The 22,723-nt window shown below is 51.0% G+C and carries 13 protein-coding genes; 5 read left to right on the top strand and 8 right to left on the bottom strand.

Annotation, left to right across the window (positions count from 1 at the left end):
- The first annotated feature begins 846 nt into the window (after positions 1-846).
- The 4 genes from polA (at position 847) to EYQ01_07525 (ending at position 7,026) form a co-directional block, all read left to right on the top strand.
- Entirely contained in the window at positions 847-3,480 is a 2,634-nt protein-coding gene (gene polA, locus EYQ01_07540; GenBank protein HIE65648.1) for a DNA polymerase I, read from the top strand.
- Positions 3,480-4,448, top strand: coding sequence for a D-glycerate dehydrogenase (locus EYQ01_07535; GenBank protein HIE65647.1), 969 nt, complete (start codon positions 3,480-3,482; stop codon positions 4,446-4,448). The genes polA and EYQ01_07535 overlap by 1 nt, the downstream gene beginning before the upstream one ends.
- A 177-nt stretch (positions 4,449-4,625) precedes the next feature.
- Positions 4,626-5,090, top strand: coding sequence for a hypothetical protein (locus EYQ01_07530; protein ID HIE65646.1), 465 nt, complete (start codon positions 4,626-4,628; stop codon positions 5,088-5,090).
- A 4-nt stretch (positions 5,091-5,094) separates the two neighbouring features.
- Positions 5,095-7,026, top strand: coding sequence for a hypothetical protein (locus tag EYQ01_07525; protein ID HIE65645.1), 1,932 nt, complete (start codon positions 5,095-5,097; stop codon positions 7,024-7,026).
- A 7-nt stretch (positions 7,027-7,033) separates the two neighbouring features.
- Here the strand turns inward: EYQ01_07525 and EYQ01_07520 are convergent, their stop codons facing one another.
- From EYQ01_07520 to EYQ01_07490, 7 genes are all read right to left on the bottom strand, one after another.
- A complete protein-coding gene (locus tag EYQ01_07520) occupies positions 7,034-7,984 on the bottom strand; it encodes a metal ABC transporter permease (GenBank protein HIE65644.1) in 951 nt (316 codons plus the stop codon).
- Positions 7,981-8,859 (bottom strand): metal ABC transporter ATP-binding protein, encoded by an 879-nt coding sequence (locus tag EYQ01_07515; GenBank protein HIE65643.1) that lies wholly within the window; start codon positions 8,857-8,859, stop codon positions 7,981-7,983. Before EYQ01_07515 ends, EYQ01_07520 begins: the two co-directional genes overlap by 4 nt.
- Before the next feature lie 7 nt (positions 8,860-8,866).
- Positions 8,867-9,280, bottom strand: coding sequence for a nickel-responsive transcriptional regulator NikR (nikR, locus tag EYQ01_07510; protein ID HIE65642.1), 414 nt, complete (start codon positions 9,278-9,280; stop codon positions 8,867-8,869).
- Between the two features lie 39 nt (positions 9,281-9,319).
- Positions 9,320-10,273, bottom strand: coding sequence for a zinc ABC transporter substrate-binding protein (locus tag EYQ01_07505; protein HIE65641.1), 954 nt, complete (start codon positions 10,271-10,273; stop codon positions 9,320-9,322).
- Between the two features lie 173 nt (positions 10,274-10,446).
- The gene (locus EYQ01_07500; protein HIE65640.1) at positions 10,447-14,655 is read right to left on the bottom strand and encodes a VCBS repeat-containing protein; all 4,209 of its coding nucleotides are present in this window, start codon (positions 14,653-14,655) and stop codon (positions 10,447-10,449) included.
- Positions 14,655-16,268, bottom strand: a complete 1,614-nt coding sequence (locus EYQ01_07495) for a hypothetical protein (protein ID HIE65639.1) — start codon at positions 16,266-16,268, stop codon at positions 14,655-14,657. Before EYQ01_07495 ends, EYQ01_07500 begins: the two co-directional genes overlap by 1 nt.
- Positions 16,269-16,847: 579 nt before the next feature.
- Positions 16,848-20,159: a tetratricopeptide repeat protein gene (locus EYQ01_07490; protein ID HIE65638.1), complete on the bottom strand. Its 3,312-nt coding sequence runs from the start codon at positions 20,157-20,159 to the stop codon at positions 16,848-16,850.
- 243 nt (positions 20,160-20,402) lie between these two features.
- Between EYQ01_07490 and EYQ01_07485 the strand changes: the two genes are divergently transcribed.
- Positions 20,403-21,710, top strand: coding sequence for an HlyC/CorC family transporter (locus EYQ01_07485; protein HIE65637.1), 1,308 nt, complete (start codon positions 20,403-20,405; stop codon positions 21,708-21,710).
- Positions 21,711-21,852: 142 nt separating this feature from the next.
- Here EYQ01_07485 and EYQ01_07480 read toward each other — a convergent pair whose 3' ends face one another.
- Positions 21,853-22,722 carry a branched-chain amino acid aminotransferase gene (locus EYQ01_07480; protein ID HIE65636.1) on the bottom strand — a complete coding sequence of 290 codons (870 nt, stop codon included), beginning with the start codon at positions 22,720-22,722 and terminating at the stop codon, positions 21,853-21,855.
- Position 22,723: the final 1 nt, after the last annotated feature.

The raw sequence follows: 22,723 nt of genomic DNA, 5'->3' as shown, positions 1-22,723 counted from the left end.
TGATAAACCCACCAGGGAAACGGATCTTCTTGTCGTTCGTTTAGTCATTCGCGGTCCCTAGCTAGGTAGTTACGGCCATGTGTGTCCGAAGCACACCCTCGAGATTCTCTTTCATTTTTCCAGTCTCCTCTACCTCCTCTCTGTTGTGATCCTATTTAAATTTTCACGAGTACGATCAAAATTAACAATCACGCTATCAGACAAACCTTAAATTAACCTTTTCAAGGCGGAAATTGCAGAGGATGGTTCTCGCGAAGCCATAGTCCGCCATTTTCATATAGTTTACAATGTAGAAGCGAGATACTACTTGCCCTGAAAAAAAAATCAATGACTTATTCAGAGGTTTCGAAATCCTGAGCCAGCAATTCTGTAACGTATGCGCATGGCCGGTGGTCATTTTCTCCTGTGTTGAGCCTGCCGATTTCTAGATCTGGTTTTGGTTATGCAATTGCCATGCGAAAAAATTTTGAGCTTACCTCAACTCGACTGCCCGGTGCTTGATAAATTCATGTAAACATTAATAAATCCATGATCTTAAGAGGGCCGAAATATCACACGAATGATTGGGATCACCCCCTATATCAGAACCAAATGGGGAGGGAGTTGCCTGAAATTGGTTGAAGAAATAGGTTTTAATGATTGAAAACGGGAAGATTCTTGAATGAATCGTCCTTTATTCTCCCAGAATTGCCCTCAGAGGAAGGATCCTGGGATGAACGGTCAGGTCGCCTTGTCTTCGCAGGAGAACCGGAGGGTGGAGAAGGACTCCAAATTGACAGGATACCATTGCCGATGTAATATGATTCTCGGTTCCCCATTTACCCCAGCGGTATTTTACCCTTTGGCATGATGAAAAAAATCTTTTATATTATTGACGGCAGTGCCTATGTCTACCGGGCTTATTTCGCCATTCGGGAACTTTCGACGTCTTCGGGCCTTCCGACCAATGCCGTTTATGGCTTCGCGCAGATGCTCCTCAAGTTGATCAAGGAGAAGCGCCCGGACTATATGGCCATGACCTTTGATACCAAAGGCCCGACCACAAGGCATATTGCCTATCCGGAATACAAAAGCCATCGTCCTGAAATGCCCGATCCGCTTCAGGTCCAAATCCCCTACATCCATAGATTGGTGGAGGCCTTTGAGATCCCGTCTCTGATGGAGGAAGGCATTGAGGCCGACGACCTCATCGGGACGCTTTCTAAAAAGGGGGAAGCGGCAGGACTTCAGGTTGTGATCGTCTCCGGCGATAAGGATATGTTTCAACTCATCTCTCCATCGGTGACGGTCTACGATTCCATGAAGGAGAAGGTGATCACGGAAGAGACCATCCTGGAGAAATTCGGGGTGATGCCACCCCGGATGGTGGAGATCATGGGATTGATGGGCGACACGGCGGATAATATCCCCGGTGTAAAAGGGGTCGGGCCTAAGACGGCTATTCAGCTGATCGGAACATTCGGCAGCATTGATCATCTCCTTAAGAATCTGGATCAGGTGAAGAGACCCAAACTCCGGGCTATGTTGTCCTCGCAGGCAGAGGAGGCCCGCTTAAGCCGATCTCTCGTGACGATTGATACCGACCTTTCAATAGATTTTGATCTGGACCGCCTGGCATGCCGTCCCGGAGACCCGGTCCGACTGCTTCCCCTCTTTCGGGAGTTGGAGTTTTCGGCCTTGATACGGGAATTTCAGCCCTCTGTCCCAAAACAGGACGAGCGCTATCAAGTCGTGAATCCCTCTGAATGTGGAAAGATCGCGTTGATGGCAGAAAAGAGCGGTGAGGTGGGACTGGAGTTTCTGACCACCTCTTTGACGCCGATGTGTGCGGCCTGGGTCGGTATCGCCCTCACCCCCGAAGAGGGGAAGCGCTTCTACCTACCCCTTTCAGATCAGGCAGATCTTCCGGAACCTATCAAGGAGATCCTGGTATCGGAGAAGATCACCAAGACGGGCCATAATCTGAAGCCCGTCCTGATCCTTCTGAAAAATCGGGGAATTTCATTGCAGGGCCGGATTGTCGATACGATGATTGCCTCCTATCTCCTGAAACCGGATAGGCGGGATCATTCGCTTGAAGCGGTGGCCCTCGAATATCTGAACGCTTTTCTTGTTCCGATGAAGGAGATGATCCCGGATGAGAAGTCGCCTTCAAAAAAAGACCGCGACCCGGAGACCTTTCCCGCCACGCTCTGTAAACGGGCCGACGCGGCCCTGAGGTTGTCGAAGATATTTCCGCCCCTCCTTGAAAAACAATCGCTCACCCAGCTTTTTTCTGAGATTGAAATCCCCCTGATACCTGTACTGGCTGATATTGAGCGAAACGGGGTCAAGATCGATACCCCCCTCCTGGAAGAACTCTCCTTAGAGCTTGAGGGGAAAATCAGCGCACTGACCGAAACCATCCATCGCCTTGCCGGGGTCGAATTCAACATCAATTCTCCAAAACAATTGGCGCATATTTTATTTGAAAAGATCGGACTGACCCCTATTAAAAAGACCAAGACCGGTTTCTCGACCAATGAAGAGGTCCTGACGCAACTGGCAACACAGCACGAATTGCCGGCCGAGGTCTTGAGCATCCGTCAGTGGGTGAAGCTGAAATCGACCTATGTGGATGCCCTTCCTAAACTGGTCCACACCGAGACGCACAGGGTCCATACCCAACTGAATCAAACTATTGCGGCGACAGGGCGGCTTTCGTCAAAGGAGCCGAATCTTCAGAACATCCCCATCCGGAGGGAGATCGGAAAACGGATTCGAGAGGCCTTTACGGCCGAGCCCGGTCATTGCCTCCTCTCTGCCGATTACAGTCAGATTGAACTCCGTATCCTGGCCCACATGTCTGAAGATCCCCAACTGATTGCGTCTTTCGGTGTCGGGGAGGATGTGCATACGCGGACGGCAATTGAGATCTTCGGCCTCTCAAAAGAGGAAATCACCTCTGAAATGCGCCGGACGGCCAAGGCCGTGAACTTCGGGATCATTTACGGCCAGAGCCCTTTTGGCCTTTCGGCAAGCCTGGGGGTTTCTATGATTGAGGCGAAGCGATATATCGACCTTTATTTTGAGCATTACTATGGCGTGAAGCAGTTTATTGAGGAGACCCTGAAAACCGCTAGCGAAAAGGGATATGTCACCACCCTTTTCCAGCGACGGAGACAGATTGGGGATCTCTCAAACCCGAATAGCCACAAGCGCGGCATGGGGGAGCGGATGGCGATGAATACCCCAATCCAGGGTAGCGCCGCCGATATCATCAAGCTTGCCATGATCGCCATCTGGCGGTGGATGCGGGAGGAGAAGCTTGCAAGTAAGATGACGCTTCAGGTGCATGATGAGCTGATCTTTGAAGTGCCCCTGGATGAGGTGGATCTGATGAAGGAGCAGGTCGTCTCCTTGATGGAGGGTGTCGTCACCCTTAAGATTCCGCTGACGGTCGATATCGGCATGGGCCAAAACTGGAGTGAAGCCCACTGATGAGCTTACCGCACATTTTTCTGACACGCACCCTACCCGAACCGGTTATGGAAAAGCTGGGCTCTTGCTTCGATCTCCATGTCCACGGTTTTGACCGCCCGATCTCGCGGCGGCAGCTCCTCAAGGGGGTGAAATCTGCAGACGGGATCATCAGCATGTTGAGCGATGCGATTGACCGTGAGGTGATTGCATCTGCCCCCCGATTGCAGATCGTTTCCAACTATGCCGTGGGTTACAACAATGTTGATCTCAAGGCGGCGGCTGAGAGAAACATTCCGGTCACCAATACCCCAGGTGTCCTCACTGAGACGACGGCGGATCTGGCCTGGTCGCTTCTTATGGCGGTCGCCCGGCGGATTCCGGAGGCCGATCAGATGGTTCGGTCTGGAAAGTGGCACGGCTGGGCGCCGACTGAACTTCTTGGAAGTGACATTTATGGAAAAACACTCGGAATTATCGGGATGGGACGGATCGGTCAGGCGATGGCCCGCCGTGCGGCTGGATTTTCGATGAAAGTTCTGTACACCCAGCGACACCGTCTTTCCGCCAGGGAGGAAAAGGCTCTCCATGTCGAGTATCTTTCCCTGATGCGTCTCCTGAAAATATCGGACTATGTCTCCCTTCATCTCCCTTTAACGGACGCATCCACTCACCTAATTAATGAGAAGGCGTTCCGGACAATGAAAGCGAGCGCCTTCCTGATCAATACCTCGCGGGGACTGATCGTAGACGAGCAGGCCCTGGTTCAGGCCCTGCGTGACAAACGGATTGCCGGTGCGGGACTCGATGTTTTTGAAGAGGAACCCCGACTCGCACCCCGGTTACGACAGCTTAGAAATGTTGTGATGGCCCCCCATATCGGCTCCGCTTCTACGGAGACCCGGGTTCGAATGGGTTTCATTGTTCTTGAAAATCTCTCCGCCTGTTTTTCAGGGCAATCCCCTCCCAATATGATAAACTGCCTGTAACGATTCAGCACGCCCCTCTTTTCCCTCATGGTTGCGTTGCTGTGGTGCTCGATCCTCACGTATAACGTTGCGGTTCTGTGCTCCTCGCGCCTTGCCCTGAATAAAAATAGGGGCATTCTGAACCGTTACATCATCAAGGTGATTCCAAATGGCTCAAATAACTTAAGGTACTTAAGTATGATTAGAAAGATTTTAACTTCCTTTACCCTGCCCTTTTTTCTTTTCATCATTTTCTCCCCAATTGTGGAGGCAAAACCGCGGCCTCCGCTTCGCCTTACGTTTCGCCATCAAGGTCTGTCAGACGGTGAGATTCAATTGACGCTCAAGGCGAAAGCCAATGTCGCGTCGGGCCGGGTGACGCTCTCTATTGATCTTCCGCCGGGGGCAAGCGTTCTTGAGGGCGAAACCACTTGGGAAGGGTCTTTGGAGAAGGGAGAGATCCGGACAATTGAAGTGACCATCCTGGATCCGGGGAGCCTTCTACAGGAGATCCGGGGAAAGGCGAGCCTTCAGTTTTCCGCAGGGGGAACTTTCTTTCAGGAAAGCAAGCTCAAGGGCTCGAAGAAAGGGGCTCCTGAGTTCCGTGAACCCATCATACGAAAAGAGGGTGGAGAGACCATCCTTGAGTTTCGGGGGAAATAAGGTGATGCACTCGGGAATCCGAATCGGGATGCTCGTACTCCTTTGCCTCACCCTCTCCGCGTGCGGAAAAAAGAACAGTTCTTTTGTTGGTACTCCGCAGACAACGGCTCCTTCAATCCAGGTCAACATTGTAAATGGGGAAACCTTTCAGTTCTCAGCGGCTGCGCTATCCGCTTCCGGTACTGTGGTGTGGGACTCTGATGATCCTTCCATTGTTACGGTGGATGCAAATGGCCTGGCCACTGCAAAGTCCATCGGCGTCGTGCGAATCACGGTGAGGCCGGTTTCCGGCGCAGTGACAGGTAGCGCCTTGGTCGGCGTGGTCAGTCCAGATCCCGGAAATCCCTTCTCCCTCTCTGGAAGGGCAGAATATGAGGACAGACCGGTCAGTCAAAGTGGTCTTGGAGCCCCTGTTCCCATGCCAATCCGAAATGCCGTTATTAAGGTCATTGCCATCGATGGATTTACGGAGTTGGCCTCAGGTTTAACCGATGAGCAAGGAAATTATGTTGGACTTCCTTCCTCGATAGATGCTTCCTCAAAGCGTGGGGGGATCTACGTCCAGGTTGTCACGCAAACCGATCCTCAGCCTGGAAATCCGACACAAGTTGAAATTCGGAATAATTTAACGGACCAGGCCCTGCTCTCCGTGATCTCCAGCGCTTTTGACAACAGTAGTCCAGGAACACCCTTTATCCAGGACGTACTGGCACCGGCCGCAGGCATCGGCGGTGCCTTTAACATTCTCGATGTCTTCTCAAAATCAGGTGAACTTATCGAGGGCACGGGGCTTTGCCCATTCCCCAGCACCGGTCCTGCCTGTCCTCTCCCTCTGTTGACCGGCTATTGGGAACCGGGGGGCTCAGAGGGAACATTTTTCGCGACATTCAGTAACCAAAGCAATGCCATCTTTATCTGCGGAGGAGGGGTAGGAGATGTTTGTATTGCAGAAGATTCTGATGAATATGATGATGCCGTCATCGCGCATGAGTATGGTCATTTCATCTTGGCGCAGTTCTCTCATGACGATTCACCTGGCGGTTTTCATGGCATTTCAGAGAATGACCAGGATATTCGCCTGAGCTGGTCGGAGGGGTGGGCCAATTTCTTTTCAAGCGCCGTGCGCTCCAACCCGGTTTATGTTGATACAAATACGAATGGTGGGACGATATTTTTCTTTGATATAGAAGATCCCTCTTCCCCGCTCAGGCCCGGGGCCATCTATACGACCAGCGAGCTTGCCGTGGCCGGCATTCTCTGGGATATTCTGGATGGACTGGCCCCGACTGATCCGACCGCTGTTGATACTGACCCACTTGACCTGACTTTCGAGCATATATTGCAGTTGGTCATGAGTACCCCTTTCTTGTCGCGACAGGCAACAATGGAGTCCTTCTGGCTCGCTTTTGAGGCCGAACGACCTGGGACAGAAACCGATGACCTCCAGTTTATACTGAAGGACAGGCAAATTGAGCTTTTTCCGGATGAAGGTGACAAAACGGTGGAGCTAAATCTCATTGCAGGGGGGGGTGCCCAACATCATACACTTTATCTGTCTGGGCCAAATCCCTTTGAGGATGAAGATAAGATACTCTTTGACGTGGAATTAGATGAAGTCTATACCCTTGAGACCTTGAACCTGACAAACGGTGCGGATACTTTTCTGACGATCAAAGATAGCATAGACAACCCTTTATTCACGTTTGATAATCGGGGTGGGATAAGTTACTTTGGGTGCGGGGTCGATCCGGACATCGGTATTAGCACCTGTCCTAAAAACGGAGGTCCCCCCTTTCCTGAACCCCTGTCATCCACAAACACCTGGACGGCTCAGGCAACCGAGCGCCTGTCTGTCTTGGTGATGCGTTCGCCATTCGCCCCGCCGTCAGCGGGGCAGTTCGGATCATATGATATCCAATTGACCCTCGTCCCCTGATCCTGCTCTACCGTCCTTCGGGGCTGTCTTTTTCATGATTGGAATGTTCGTGGACATGGAAGAAGCCGGCATGTTCGTGAGGGTGCTGGTGGGTCGGGATCGTATCGAGAGGGGCAGGCACCGTTCCTTCTTTGGGCAGGAGGATTTTTTCTCTCAGTGATTGGACGACATAGGTGAGGACAAAGATCGCGGCGCCCACCAGGACGATGGTTGCGCCGGATGAGATGTTCAGGTGGAAACTGAGATACATTCCGAAGATGCCGCAAAATACGCCGATCAGGACAGAAAGAAAGACGATCTTGTTAAAGCTGTCCGTGATGAGGCGGGCGACGACGGCCGGGATGACAATGGCGGCGGCAATCATTGTAACCCCCATGACCTGCATTGAGACGATGATGACGGCGGCGAGGATCAAGGAAAAGAGGGTTTCTGTCCAGCCGACCGGAACGCCGTAGATCCGGGCCACGTCGGCGTCAAAGGTTGTGAATAAAAGCTGTCGATAAAAGACAAAGATCAGCAGAGCAGAGACAAATGCGACGATTGCGATCATCCAGAGGTCTTCCGAGGTGACGCCGAGGATATTCCCGAAGAGTACTGCCTCGAAGTTTTTTGTGAACCGGCGGTATTGGCTGATAATGGCGACCCCGACGGCAAAGCTGGCCGTGGTGATCACGCCGATCGCGGCATCAGCCCCGATCTTCTTTTTCCGGGCGACATAGTTGATCAGAATGACAGAAAAAAACCCCCAGAGCCCCGCGCCGAGATAGAAGTTCCAGTTCATGACGCTGCTGACCACGGCCCCGCCAAAAACGGCATGTGAAAGGCCGTGCCCTATGTAACTCATCCGCCTCAGGACGATATAAACTCCGATCAAGCCGCAGATTCCACCCACCAGTGAAGCCGCGATCAGCCCATGGATAAAAAACTCATACTGGAGGGGGGCGGTAATGAAATTCATTTAGCCTGCCCTCTTCCCCCTGGTCTTCGGTCCTCAGGGGCATGCTGATGTCGCTTAAAGTGCAGCCCGGCCTTGGGGCTGTCATCGATGAGGATAACATCTCCATGGCGGATGACCGACATTTCCGAGTCATAGGTCCGGGAGAGTATGGGCGCAGTGAAGACCTCTTCGGGATCTCCCTGGGCGATGACCTTTTTGTTGAAACAGATCACCCAGGGGAGATGCCTTGCAACGGCATTAAGATCGTGCGTGGTGAGAAGGATTGTGACCCCGCGTCGGTTTAACTCGCCAAGAAGATGGAGGATGGCGTGCTGGGTCTTCAGATCAACCCCGGAGGTGGGTTCATCGAGGATGAGGAGTTCCGGGTCCCCGACCAGCGCCCTGGCCAGGAAGACACGTTGTTGTTCTCCGCCGGAGAGGGCCTTGATCTGCCGATGCGCGTAGGACCCGATTCCGAGCTCTTCCAGGAGATCTTTAATCCGTTTCCGTTCTTTCCGGGTCAGCCAGGGGAGGCGCCTGGATTGTCGGTAGAGTCCCATGGCAACGACTTGTTCCACGGTCACCGGAAAATCCCAATCGACGGTCTCTATCTGGGGGACATATCCAATATGAGGGGTTTGATTCCCATCTATAAATCTGTCTGAGACCTTCACGGTGCCGGAAAGAACCGGAACGACGCCGAGAATGACCTTGAGGAGGGTTGATTTTCCTGCGCCGCTTGGGCCGACCAGGCCTGCAAATTGTCTTGGAAAGATCTGAAGAGAGAGGTTCTGGAAGACAACACGATTATGATATCCGCAAGTCACATTCGATAAGGAAACAAGTGATTTTCCTGGTTCAGGAGAAAGCTCCTGAGCCAGCCGGTTCACTGTCATCACTCTTTTATAAATCCTTTCCGGTGGTTGTGGCTGTCAATTTTCCATGCTTGACCCCTTTTGTCGCAATCAATCTCTCTGCAACCTCCTTGATGTCGCCACTCCGGCCTTGAACGACAAGCACTTCCAGACAGCGATGGGCATCGAGATGGATATGGAGGGTTGAGCGGATCAGTTTTTCGTAGTGGTGTTGCAGATGGGTCAGTTTTTCCATCAACTCCCGGACATCATGATCGTAAACGATCGTAATGGTTCCGACGGTCTCTTTATTCTCATCCCACTCATCCTCAACCAGGTGGTCCCGAATGAGATCCCGCAAGGCCTCAGAGCGGGTCGTATACTTCTTCCTTTCGATGTAGTCATCAAACTGTTTAAGGAGGCCCTCATCAATCGAGACCCCAAACCGAACTATATTGGACACCCTGCCCTCCTTGTTTATTTTTGTAGAATCTATATCATTTCAGTCCAGGTTCCGAGGGTCGATCCCCTCGAGTCCATCCGGACTTCCCCCTAGAGTATTTGCCATCGTTCGGAGATTTTCCAGCATCATCCCGATATAGCTGTGTTCCGGGGTATCTGAGGCTCCAGGGAGGTTATCGTCCCGGAGGGTAGAGATAAATTCAACACCGGCTTCTCTCCCGATCTGGTTCAGGATCTTGCTTGGAAAGACCTCTGAGCCGAAAATGGCTGGCACTTTCTCCGCCTTGAGCTGGTCGATGAGGCGGGCCATTTCTTTGGGAGGAGGATCGGAGAAGCTCGAAGGCTGGATCGCCCCGATGACGGTACAGCCGTAGCGCGGACAAAAATAGGCCCAGGAGTCATGGTAGGTGACCAGCTTTCTGTTCTTCGGAGGAATGCTTCTAATGACCTTCAAGGCCGCCTCATCCAGTACTTTTAATCTCAAAAGGTAACTGTGTGTCCTTTGTTCGTAAAACGTCTTGTTCCCTGGGTCGAGCGTGACCAGGGCATCGCGGACCAGTTCGGCGTAGCGCATGGCATGGGCGATATTGAGCCATAAGTGGGGGTTGGGGCTGCCTTCTGATTCAGGAAAACTGAAGTCAAAACGCCATTCTTTCTCAGCGATGGTATGATCCCCCAGTTTGAGTATTCTGGCGCCGGGTTTCATATTAGCTTTTACCAGTTTCTCGGTCGGGACCTCCAGATGGAGTCCGTTGAAGATCAGCAGGTCGGCTCCGGCAAGATATTTAATATCGGACGGCGCCGGTTCAAAGGTATGGGAGTCGGTTCCCTCCGGAACAATCCCGTGAAGGTCAATCCGGTTTCCACCGATATTCAGAACAATATTGGTAATTGGCGCAACCGTTGTCACCACTTGCAGTTTCTCCGAAGCCGCTGCGCTTGTCCCGCGAAGAACCAATGCAATAAGCAGAGAAGGAATCAATATCCTAAACATGTGATCCTCAAGCTTTTTAGTGATACGCTTATAGTAATTTTATCTGTATAATGGCATGAATTTTAATAAAATAGCACTATAATGAGAATAGTCAAGGATAAAGGGGAGGGGGATGAAGATCTCTCTCTGTAATTGTGGGATAAAACCTGACCGTGGCTTATTGAAGAAATGGGTCAGGGACCCAGGAAAGAGAGTTTTAAGATATATTCGCTATTGGCATCGAGGGTCAGTGTATAGTCGCCTTCCGTCCCCAGCCCGCTCGTCGATTCAATAGGTGGGATGGGGGGGGGTGTTCCCAGAATATCGATTTGGACTGTCCCGACCGGGCGGCCTGCCGGAGGAGGGCCCACCGGATCGAAGGTGACCCCGTTGATAAGGACTTTAATCGGGTCCAGGGTTGTGATCCTGACCTTTGTAAACGAAACGCTGTCCGCAAAGGTATTGATGAGACTGTTTCCTGCCGCGCACTTTATGGGAGAGGGGCAGCTAGTCCCGCCAAAGTCATTTTGGTTCTTTGCCCGAACCACGGTCAAGGCGGGTGGGGGAGGTAAACCGGGCGGAACATCGAGATTTAGGATTACAAAACGACCGCTAAGGTCTTCATTCGTGCAAGATACTGTCGCATTTAAAGTCGGATCGACCCCTCCGGAACAGTCGAGATAGAGTGTCGCTCCTCCCGCGGGGAGGCCTGACATATTTCTTGCCTCAACAGAGATTCCCCCAACCGGTCTTTCACTTCCGAGGAGGCTTTCCATCTTGGAGCCGACCACGATTAGATCGATCAGTTCGTTATTGTCGATGTTGACGGACAGAATACGATCAGGATTAATTCCTGGCGCGGTGCCAAACAGTTTAATCGGGTCAGAGAATGTCCCATCGCCAATTCCGAAGAGGACAAAAACCTGATCAATGCCAGCACTCCCTTTATCGGAAACCGCGAGATCGACGCGGTTGTCCCCATTGAACTCTCCAAAGGTAATGTCTGTCAGGTTGGTTCCGGGTGGAAAAAGGATAGGGTCTGCTATGAGGAAAATCTGGTTCTCGCAGGCATCGAGAACTGGATTCCCCGTGGCTGGATCTATTTCAGGGCCATTGCTCAGGTCTTTGAGCAGTTCAAATGTGCCGCTCGCATTGCCTGTAAGGATGGCAATGGTATTTCCGGAGACAACGGCCAGATCCTGGACATTGTTTGAATTGAGATCGACCGTGATCATCGCCCTGGGATCGGCAACCGAAATCGGATTTGTAATACATAAGGTACCATCGGGGGCTTGAAATGTTCCATCTGCTGTATTGCCATGCAGGACCAGGATCTCTCCGGGGGCAGTGCCGTTGCTAATGGCAATGGCGAGATCTACCTGGTTTTGTATGTCTTTGTTAAAATTATGAGCCAGGATGGCGGTAGGCGTCCCTGTAATTGAATTTGAGATCAGGGTTCCGAATGTCGGATCAACATTCGGGTGGAAGGTGCCATCGCCATTTCCCAATAAGATAAAGACAGAGGTATTTCCACCATTGACCACGGCAATATCAAGATTTGTGTCTGAGTCAAAGAGACCGACAGCCAGGGCAACCGGACCGTTGACGGGTGAAGGGACTCCGACAACAGGAGGAGATGCTAAAGGTTGTGCGGTGATGGGAAGCGAGACCTTGTTGTCATCAAGAATCGGGTTTGCGACCAAGGCAAACTGGCCTTTTGGGTTACCCAGGAGAATCGAAATGCCCGTGTCTGTAACGGGGTCATCTCCCTGATTGGCGACCACCAGATCAGAACTCCCGTCGCCGTTAAAATCTCCAAGGGTAATCGCGACAGGATTTTTCCCGACGACTTCTTCAGAGGGTGTATTGAAACCGCCATTCCCATCCCCGAACAAAATGGTCACGCTGTCCGAGGGGCCTGAGACGGGGGCGGAGTCGGGGCAATTCGTAACGGCAATATCTAGATTGGTGTCCTGATTGAAAAAACCGGCTGCGAGTCCATGGGTGTTGTCGTTGCAAGTCGTAGTCGAGGAGCCCAGATCAAAGCGGTTTTCAACCGTATTCCCGACAATAATTCCATCTAAAGGATCGGGCGGCGTTCCGCCAGCGATTGTTGTTATTTCATTTCTGGAGACTGAAAACAGATCCAGACCGGATAAATCCGTAATACCGGTCTTTGGAAAGAAGTTATATGTATCAAAATCTACATTGGTTGCCTTGATGACAAAGCGGCTGTTTGTATCCAGTTGAATGCCCTTCGCAAGGTCAAGGAAGTCCGATGAATTGACGGTGCCCGACCGGCCCAGGATCTTCAAACTCGTGGTAACAGTGTTTCCCCCCAGATCTTTCACATTCCCTGTTACGCTGACCTCTACCGGAATAACCTTGACCATGGGAAACTTCACGAAGGAAACCCCTTGATCATACACACGGGCCACCAAGTTTCCGGAATCATCCCCTGAGATGACTTTTATGTTGACCAGGCCGGGATTGAGGTTGGTAATCGTAAACTTGCCCTCCGCTGAAGTGAGTTCCCCGCCGCCGACGGGCGTTCCTGTCAAGTCCGTAATTTTTAAGGTGACCGCTTTAGCCAGACGCCCAGTGTTCTGATTGATCAGCTCGCCGTGGATTTCTCCCTTTCCGGAAGCGGGGGGCGTGCTACTCGATATGATCAGATCCTGTTTGGTTGCCGAATTGAATATCCTGACCGTCTGGTAGGTATCGGCTGACCCTGCCTTCGAGGTTTTCAGCCGGTATGGTATACCTGCGACCAATGGATAAGGCGGATCTTCTTTGGCAGTATTTTCCGGGATGAGATAGTCTCCGCTTGGATCACTTTTATATGCGGCAAGATCAAATGTGTCATTGTAAGTCCGCTGTATGATTCCCAGGATATCGATATCTGTATCCGGAGAGACAGACAAACTGCTCTCGTTACTGACCCCGCCTGAAAGCTCCTGAGAGGATCCGTTTCCCGAATTGAAGAGGTCCAGATCAAAGACCACTCCGGGAAAGGCCGAAGCGATTGCCCCGCCGCTGATCCGGGTCACCGCAGGCTCGGGATTGAGCTTTGCCACGAATCGAATAAAGACCTCTCCGGGGGGGAGATTGAATATGATGAATTGCCCGCTTGAGGAAGTTTGGTTTGGATCCGATACCGAACTATTATTCGGGTCTTTTCTTGTGCAGTCCGGTCTGTTATCCCCGGGGTAGGCAATTCTTACGCCTGCATCCAAAAGATTGTCTCCGTTTCCATTTGTGACGGTCAACAGGGCACAGTGCTGAGGGGTTCCGTCACCTTTCTGGACCCGACCGGCGATAATCCCTTTTGAGGTGTCGATGGTCGTGATCCCAACTTCGGCAGCCTTCTCATCGATGTAAGTATTCGGATAGAACTTCGCGTCGAGGTTGACCGTCGGAATATTGGCCTGTCCCTGAAAGGGTGCGGTGTTGAGGTCTTGGTATGTTGTCCAGAAGCTGCTCTTCTCAGACTTCATGATAAAGTGGCTGTTGGCGCCAATGGTGGGGAAGACATAATTTCCATCCGCTCCGCTGTTTGCGGTCAGGACAGGATTACTTCCCAGAATGGTCATTGTCGCGTCCAAAACACGCGTCCCATCTGTTTGAGAGATGTCCACCGCGTTGCCGTCGACGTTTGTTGTAGCGATCGTAATGGGAAAGACCTGGATATTTCCAACGGAGATCTTTTCCGCAAAAACTGTGATGCGCGTACTTCCTCTTGCTGCGCGCGAGGCCCAAAGATAAATATCTCCGGCAGGAACATTGAAAATCGTAAATGAACCTGCCTCAGAAGTTCCCTTGCCATTTGAAAAATCGGGTATTCCACCCGGGCTATTGTAATAAATACTTCCTTGACCCCGGGCTGTTCTGCTTACGCAGAGGGAGCTCGAAATTTTCCCCGACGCATCAAATGAAAGAAATCCGTTCTCAGACTTATTAGGATCCTCGGCAAAGCTCCCCTGACATTCCGTTCCGTCCGGAAGGCGTAGAACCGTGTTTTCATTCTCTATCTCCCCCTCGATCCGGATGGCAATGATATTCCCGGCGGCATCGGTGACTTTCAGGGCCACATCCTTGACCGTGGCTCCGTTAAAAAGGACCACCCCGCTGACCATGCCAAGATTCTGGCCCAGGAGTTGTTTATCTTGTGCCGCTGAAAGCAAGGTTGCGAGATCGGCATTGGATACTATCTGGAGGTTCCCGGCCGGATTCCCTTTTGAAATATCTCCAACCCCGGTTTTGAAGTTAAAGAGGAAGGTTTCAGTGAACGAGACATTTCTGTCTCCGGTCGGCTCAGGGTCAGGAGGAAAGGGTTGCGCACTACATCCGGCAAGCAATAGTAGTAATGTCAGACACATGTACAAGCGGAGTTCTTTCATCATCAGAAACTGTAGGTAATATCCCAAAAGAGTCGATCGTTATTGTCGAAAAATCCGATAAAATTAAATTCTCCCGGCTGGCCGCTTCCGATCTTTCCCTCAAAGAGATCCAGTCCGAAAGAGAGGCGGACCCGGTCGGTCACGTTATAGTTGGTGCGGGGGCGGATCAGCCAGTCATTGTCATTTTCAAATCTTAAAAGGAGCAGATTCCCCGACCAGACATTATGAACAAATTCCTTTCGGAGGAAGAGAGCGATGACGGTATCGAGGCGGTCCTGGATGATCGCCTCATCATGGTAGAAAATGTATTGGAGGATGATTGCGGGTGAGATGTCGACGCCGAGGACATAGGCGTCAAATCCGATTGCGCCCTTCACAAAATCCCTTTGTTTTTCCCCGAACTCCGCCGAAGGCTGATTTTGTAGGCGGGTTCCAAACATTTTTCCATCAACATAAACCGCCTCTGCGTTTAAGACAAAACTGGGAAAGGTCTTGGAGAACGTGGTCCCCAAAATTGTGAGCCGGTTGTGACGCGGTTGAAAATCAACCGCGACCTCACCTCCGAAAATAGTCGCCTCCTGGATGCTTCTAAAGGAGGCCGGAAAATCATCCCAGGTATAAAAGTAACTGAAAGAAATCTCATGGCCAGTGAAGACGCGCGTGTATTTTAAGGCATACTCGCCGTTATCGATATCCTCCTTAAATTGATCCAAGTCTGTAATATCCTGGAATGCATGCCTTGGTTTGATATGTCCCGGTAGAAGCTGAAACTGTTCCCACTCGCTCCCCCGCGGCGCGGGACGGTGACCTCGAACCTCGGGAATCCAGATTGCCTCAAAGGAGTTGGCCCCCAGGTAAAGATCCCCCTTGACCATGAAGAGGGGGATATATCGGTCATCAATATCCCTTAAGATCAATTCGTAAAAATCGAGAGGGTTGACCTCGTCGGTGACCCGGGATCCTTCCACGACCCCCCAACGGACGATCTGCCTGCCGATCCGGAGATCGAAGTTCTCCATGTTGATATCAAGGTAGAGTTCTTTGAACTTGGTCCGATGATCCACGATCTCAATATTGCAGGGATTATCCAGGTCGAGGTTGTTCGGATTTACTTCTTCCGGGCAGGGGACGGTGGAACCTTTGCGAGGGCTGACTGTGCTGATACTTTCTACATCGTATGCCGCGTCATAAAAGGCCCAAAAGCGTCCGGAGAGGCTTACCCTCGGAGTCAGGCGGTAGCGACCTTCAAGTTGTATGATATTGAGGATTTTGTCAAATCCGGTCGGGTCTACGATCCGAAAAGCGGTCTCATTCCGTAGATATCCACCCCAGGTCAAATCGTGACTGATGCGCTTGAGTGCCCGGTCGAGCACGGAGGGTGGCGCCTTGGGCGCTTTCTCCTCCGGCAGGGCTTCTTTCTTGACTTCGGAGGGCGCTTTCTTTCGTTCGGGGGCAAGGATGCTTGGAAAGATGTCCTCTACATCGATCTGTGCCCAGGCGAGTCCGGCATGCAGTAAGAAGGCCAGAACGATGGCCGATCGGACAACACGGAGTCCGCAAGGCCTCCCATGGGAAGATCCTCTGGTCTGTTTGATTCTAAAGGGGGCAAATAGCATTCTTTCTCAAGTTTTAGCGAAAAGGTCTAACTTAGAATGTTATCCACAAGATGTCAATAGGCTCTTCATCCCCTAATTCCGCGATGACGGAATTAGGAACTGCCGATTGGCCTGCTTGTATTGCGTTATCGGCCATTTTGCTCCTCACCGTACGGGTGAGTACGCCTCGGTCGTCCTTATGGCCTCTGGCCTAGTCTTTCAGGTGACTTATGCGGTTTATCCCAAGATCCAATCGTAGATCTTAGGTCATTCCTGATTTTGGGCAAAATCTCCAAGAGCTCCTCCCCGCAGGGATCGTGAGGCCTCTGTAGCGGTTTGACTCAGGGAACCTCTGAATAAGTCGCGGATAGTTTTTTCAGGGCAAAAATGTTCCGCTTCTGCGTTGTAAATCTTGACAATAGCAGGCTATGGCTTCGCGAGAACCATCCTCTGCGATTTACGCCTTAAATCAAAACATAAGATCTCCTGGAAAATGGAAGAACCTTCCCAAAGAATGGGAATGATTCTTCGATACGAGTTGAACTTAAATATTTTTATGCTTATGCGATGCGTACCAACCCGGACTTAATCAGAGGTTCCTTAGAAAGACCAGTTTGCGCTCAGGTTCAACAGTCGTTGATTATAGCTCCCGAGTGAAGTCGCTTGCCCGGAAAGACGTTGTTCTACCGTGATGGCGCCGGAGGGAAGATTGGACCGGTTGCGCTGTTCGGTATAGCTTAAATTGAAGACCAGATTCTTTTGGAGCACATAAGAGGTGGTCAGGCCGAGGCTCCTGAAAATATTCCTTCGGTGGATTTTCTCCCGCGAATCCGTATTGATAAATTGAACGCGCTCAAAATTAATGGAAATGCCCACTCTGATCTTGTCTGAGAGGGCCTTGTTATATGAGAGTCCTATCCCGTTCGTCTGAGAGGCCTGATCGTTCAGATTTGCGTTATTGTCAGCGAGGCGGTATGAGAGTGTTGCGCTGTCCCTTCCCCACCTTTGCGTCAGGCTCAGCCGAAGATTTTGCCGGATGGCATCAAAGTTTTCATTGCTGACAGAAGTAAAGGTGGTGTATCTGTAGTCCAGGCCGATCGTTGACGGAAGTGCCCCGGTCCAGGTTAGCCCGATTCTTCCGATATTGTCCGTCCCCGTCACCCCATCTTTTGCCAGACCCAGCCGAAGGGTGTAGCCGGCAGAATAAGAGAAGGGTGAATCCAGTCCTGTGACGGAGAGGGAAAAACTTTCACTACTAAAATAGGAATTCGATTGAAAGAAGAATGTGTTGTGAGTGCTGACAGCGAAAGGGATCTGAATACGCCGGTCTTTTCGGATGTAGTAGGTCAGATCAATGCCCAGATTTGAAGAAAGGTCTCCCTTAGGATTGGAAGATCCCGCCGGGTTGCTGTTATAGCTGAGTACCACATGATTAATGGAGACGACAAGACGCTTTTCTAGCACGCTTAAACGATTTTTGACCCAAACTGCCTCAGGATCGTCTTCTCCATTGAAAAGAGGCAGTGTCGCCCGGTATATCTGAATGGCTTTTTCATTTTTCCCTTCCGTCTCATGGATAAAGCCGAGGCGTTGGCGTGCCTGTACATGCCGGGGGTCGAGGTCCAGGACCTTCTCATAGAAACGGATTGCTTTCTCATTTTCGCTTAGGTTTTCATGAGAAAAGCCTGTCTGATAGAGGCTTCTTACGTGGGAAGGGTAGATTGTGAGTATCCTTTCGTATGATTCTATCGCGGCAAGGTAGTCGTGTGCCGAGAAGAAGCGATTTCCCCGCTGCAGATGCCGTTGTGCGCTTTTTTCATTCCTTAGTCTTTTCAAGGCAAGTGCCAGCGCTGTTTCGGCCTTTTCACGAATGTGCTCGGAGCGTCCTTCCCCTTGAAGCATTTCCTGGAAAATCCTTTCGGCGTCTCGCCATTGCCCCGCGGAGGAATAGAGCTTTCCCAAGCGATATTTTGCCCCCTCGTGCTTCTCCTCCAGCATTAAAACGGCATTGAGTTCAGCGTAAGCGGCAGTCACATCCCGTGTTTCCGTATAAAGATCGCCAAGAATCAAACGGATCCTTAAATTATCCGGTGCGAGCAGAAGCGCCTTTTTCAGAAATTCGATCGCTGCCGTCTTTCTCTCCTCCCGGGCTTCTTCCTCCGCCTGCGCGATCAGGGCAAACGTTTGTTTCTCTGTTTCTTTCAGCTTCCGTGCCAAGCGCATAAGTTCCTGCTTATTTCGACCCGAGGGTTGAAGGGCATAGGCCAGTTTCCACTCCTTCACCGCTTGGTAGACGTATCCTTTTTTTTCAAGTAGGCGTCCGAGGTTTTGGTGGGCCTGGATAAGGTTCGGATTAAAGACCAGGGCTCCCCGCATTTCATTCAATGCCCGGTCGATGTCACCTTTTTGTTCATAGAGCTCTCCCAGGGAAAAATGGTATTTTGAATTTTCCGGATCGAGAAAAACGGCGCGTTCCAAAAACGCAAGCGCTTTTTCAGGATCACCGCCCTCAATGTGTTCCCGAGATGCCTGGGAGGCGTTTTCCGCAGCCGCACTGGTTTGTCGCATCCTTTCTTCGCTTTGAACAATTAAGGCCTTCAGTCTTCCTTTTATTGGTTTAAGCTTCCCGCCCGGGGTTGCCAGGGCTGATTCGTATTGTTGTTTGGCCTTTCCAAAGGAGCGCATGATCCCGTAGACTTGTCCTAAGCGTTGATAGGCCTCTGTGAATGCTGGGGAGATTTTAAGCGCCTTTTTAAAGTGAAGTTCCGCCAGGTCGAAGCGGTTTTTCTGTGCCCAAATGTTTCCAAGGTTGAAATAGCTGAGGGCATGTTCTGGATTGATCTTCAGGATGTCCTGTAGCGTTGCGATTGCTACGTCAACCCTTTTATCTAAGATCGCTTTTGAACTCCGATCCAAGAATCCTTTCAATTCGATTCTATTTTCGACATCATCCAATTTCTCTTCCAGAGACTGGGCGAGCGGACCATCCTTGTCTTCCAGAAAAAAGAGTCCCGTTTCAAGTTCCGACCGGGCGTCAGTGAGTCTCCCTCCCGATTGATAAAGTTCCGACAGGCGCGTTCTGGAATCGATCGATTTCGGTTGAATCCGGAGCAAGGCCTCGAACTGTTCGATTGCCTCCTCAAAGCGGTTTTGAATCCCGAGAGAAAGGCCCAGGAAGTGGTAGGCTTGAACATTCTCAGCTTGAAGGGCCAGAACGGACCGAAACGCCGCTTCCGCAGCCTCGTTGTTCCCTTCCCGCAAGAGCTTGACTCCCCGTTCGAAGCTTGTCTTGCTTTCGAGCTGATTTCTCAGGCGCGCCAGCCGACTAGATAGAGCCTTTGCCTCGGGAGATGTCTCCTCAGGAAAGAGCATGTAGGCCTTCTGGACGGTTCTGATCGCTTCCGTGAGCCTCCCTTGCCTTTCATGTAGATTGGCGAGGAAAAGATGGGCCTGTACGAGGCCGGGGTTTGAGGCAATGGCACGGTTCAGGGCAGGAAAGGCCATATCGAATCGCCCCGTGGATAAAAAGATGTTCCCGAGGTGAAGATTTGCAAATGGATGTTTCGGATCGGTCTCTAGGACCTCCAGGAACTTGGCTTCTGCTTTCTTGAGATCTCCTCGCTGAAGCGCCGCAACTCCTTTTTCCATAGGGGAGAATTCGGGGGGAAGCGCACAATGGGTGATTTTCCAGTTATATCGCCCATATATACGGGACATAAGAAACTGAGACACTGGGAGATCTATTCTCGGGTCAGAGAGGCACAAAGAGTCGAGGCTCAGCTGCTGTGTCCAGGCATGATTCTGAAATATAAGAGTGAGAAGCAGAGAGAGGAGAACGATCGATCGAAAACGCGTACGGGTTCGTCTGTTCAAGTCTCCATCCAACGAAAGAACCTTCGGGAAGCCGACCATCCGTTCACAGATGGATAATGCGGCGTACGTTACCGTTAATAGACTGAAAAGTCAATAAAAAAAGAGCTCCCTCATTCCAGAGCCTTGAGGGGATGGATAGTTTATCCTCCTGATAATACAGGATTATAATATACAATACTTATTTCCGAACCCATGAGACTGCCACACCTCGACACATCCCTGACGATCTCTTGTTCGTCCTGTTGTTTTATGGTATCTTTGATGGTATGAGGTTCTATCTATATGCTGTTTGAATTTACGCTGATCCTTGTCCTTATTTTGGCGAACGGGTTTTTTTCTTCGGCGGAAATTGCGGTCATCGCCGCTCGAAAAAGCAACATTAAGCGTTTGACTGAGGCGGGGAATCCCCACGCAGGGTATGTGCAACAGCTCCAGGCCAATCCGGAGCCTTTTTTGGCGACGGTTCAGATCGGAGTGACCCTCCTCGGATCGGCGGCTGCGGCCATTGGCGGTATCACCGCGGTCGGGTCAATTAAGCCTTTTATCGATAAGATTCCCTTCTTGCAATCGTCCAGTGAGTTTATTTCGGTATTTCTGGTTGTGATCGGAATTTCCTACTTCTCCCTTGTTCTGGGTGAACTGGTCCCAAAGTCCCTGGCCCTGAAATATCCTGACCAGATTGCCTTGGCGCTTGCAAAACCAGTGAACCTTCTTGCCAAGATATTGCGCCCCTTTGTCCGCGTGCTGACGGCTTCAACTCGGATTTTTTTAGGCTCGGAGGGAGGGAGGATTGTTTCTGGAAGTTATATCTCAGAAGATGAAATCAAGCTGATGTTAAAAGAGGGGAGGGAAAAAGGGGTCTTTGACGAGACGGAACAGGAGTTGATCCACAGTGTATTTGAGTTTACGGATACCTCGGTCAAGGAAGTCATGGTTCCGAGACCGAAGATTCTTTCCATCCAGATCGACACCCCTTCTCAGGAAGTTCTGGAATACGTCACCGAGAATAACTTTTCCAGATACCCTGTGTTTAAAACCAACCTGAATGAAATTTCCGGGATCCTTTATTTTAAGGACTTACTCGATATCCTGCACCGCGGCAAACCGGTGGTTGTGAAAGACCTTCTTCACCCGCCCTATTTTGTTCCGGAGACAATGCAGGTCAGCGTCCTTCTTAAAGAGATGCAGCGGAGGAGAACTCAGCTCGCGATTGTCGTTAATGAGTATGGCAGTGTCGAGGGATTGGTCACGATGGAAGACATCATCGAAGAGATTGTTGGGGAGATTCAGGACGAGTTTGATACGGAAGACCGCCCTGTAGAGCGTATGAAAGACGGGTCATGGGTTGTCGATGCTTCTCTGAATGTAAGAGATTTGAGAGGCGAATATGGTTTTCCCGTCCCGGAGTCTGCTGACTACGAGACCTTGGGTGGATTTGTTCTTTCTCAGCTTCAGGGCATGCCAAAGGGGGGAGAGAATATTCGCTATGGGGAGTACAAATTTACCGTTGTCGACATAGACGGTCGGCGTATCTCGAAATTGAAGGTCGAAAAAAAGCCTGTCAGGGAGAAGGCCTCCCCCAAGGCTTAGGAGCCTGTCGGACTTAGGTGATCGTAGCGAGAGAAAGCCATTTTGAGTCCATTTTTTTGATCATTTGAGGCGAATATCTGGCATATTTAACGAAAATGATCTGGAAAATGGGCCACAAAGGCTTTTTCGTAGTAGATTCATTCTAAGTCCGACAGGCTCCTAAGCCAACCACCTCCTTGAATGCCTGATGGAGCCTGCGTGTCATCCCGCCTGGTAAGCCTGTCCCGATCTTTTTCCCGTTGACCTTTGTCAAGGGCATCAGTTCCAGACCGGTGTTCGTTAAGAAAGCCTCCTCGGCGCCGAGAAGCTCTTCAGGGAGGTAACAGCCTTTTTTTAGGGAAATCCCCGTCTTTTTTGCCAGACCAAGAACCACACCGCGCGTGATTCCCTCTAAAATAGACGCCCTGGCCGCGGGGGTTTTGATCACGCCATCCTGAAGCCAAAAGAGATTGCTCGTTGTTCCTTCCGAAAGGCGTCCTTTCAGGTCGAGGAAGATCCCTTCAAAAGCCCCCTTCTTAGTTGCCTCTATTTTTGCCATGACGTTGTTTAGAAAACTCAAGGATTTTAGTGCGGGGTCCAATGCATCGGGTGAATTCCGGCGCACTGAGACGATGGCCGCGCTGACTCCATTTTTATAGTATTCAGCAGCATATCCGTCAAACAGGCGGGGTGTAATCACCAGGGTTGTTTTGGCCTTAGGCCTGGAATTCGGGGCGAGGCCTATGCCCGCTTCGCCCCGAGTGATCGTGAGGCGGAGCATGGCATTGTTGAGTTGGTTTTGTCTGAGTGTTTCATACAGAAGGGTCTCGAGCGATGCGCGAGGGGGAAGTAAAATTTCCAGGCGGTCTGCGGAGTGCGATAGCCTGTCCAGATGTTCTGAGAGGGCAAAGATTCGCCCAGAGTAAGCCCGGACCGTCTCAAACAGACCATCTCCATAGAGAAAGCCATGATCGAAAATGGAGACCTTTGCCTCTTCTTCAGGGACAAAGCGATCGTTCAGGTAAATCCACATC

This window comes from Candidatus Manganitrophaceae bacterium (assembly GCA_012960925.1).
Lineage (GTDB): Bacteria > Nitrospirota > Nitrospiria > SBBL01 > JAADHI01 > DUAG01.
Note: the sequence above shows the minus strand (reverse complement) of the source record. Positions and strands in the feature narration are given on the sequence as shown.

Coding starts and splice junctions, on each gene's coding strand:
- polA (HIE65648.1), top strand. CDS start 847: ATGATGAAAAAAATCTTTTATATTATTGACGGCAGTGCCTATGTCTAC.
- EYQ01_07535 (HIE65647.1), top strand. CDS start 3,480: ATGAGCTTACCGCACATTTTTCTGACACGCACCCTACCCGAACCGGTT.
- EYQ01_07530 (HIE65646.1), top strand. CDS start 4,626: ATGATTAGAAAGATTTTAACTTCCTTTACCCTGCCCTTTTTTCTTTTC.
- EYQ01_07525 (HIE65645.1), top strand. CDS start 5,095: ATGCACTCGGGAATCCGAATCGGGATGCTCGTACTCCTTTGCCTCACC.
- EYQ01_07520 (HIE65644.1), bottom strand. CDS start 7,984: ATGAATTTCATTACCGCCCCCCTCCAGTATGAGTTTTTTATCCATGGG.
- EYQ01_07515 (HIE65643.1), bottom strand. CDS start 8,859: ATGACAGTGAACCGGCTGGCTCAGGAGCTTTCTCCTGAACCAGGAAAA.
- EYQ01_07505 (HIE65641.1), bottom strand. CDS start 10,273: ATGTTTAGGATATTGATTCCTTCTCTGCTTATTGCATTGGTTCTTCGC.
- EYQ01_07500 (HIE65640.1), bottom strand. CDS start 14,655: ATGATGAAAGAACTCCGCTTGTACATGTGTCTGACATTACTACTATTG.
- EYQ01_07495 (HIE65639.1), bottom strand. CDS start 16,268: ATGCTATTTGCCCCCTTTAGAATCAAACAGACCAGAGGATCTTCCCAT.
- EYQ01_07490 (HIE65638.1), bottom strand. CDS start 20,159: ATGGTCGGCTTCCCGAAGGTTCTTTCGTTGGATGGAGACTTGAACAGA.
- EYQ01_07485 (HIE65637.1), top strand. CDS start 20,403: ATGCTGTTTGAATTTACGCTGATCCTTGTCCTTATTTTGGCGAACGGG.
- EYQ01_07480 (HIE65636.1), bottom strand. CDS start 22,722: ATGTGGATTTACCTGAACGATCGCTTTGTCCCTGAAGAAGAGGCAAAG.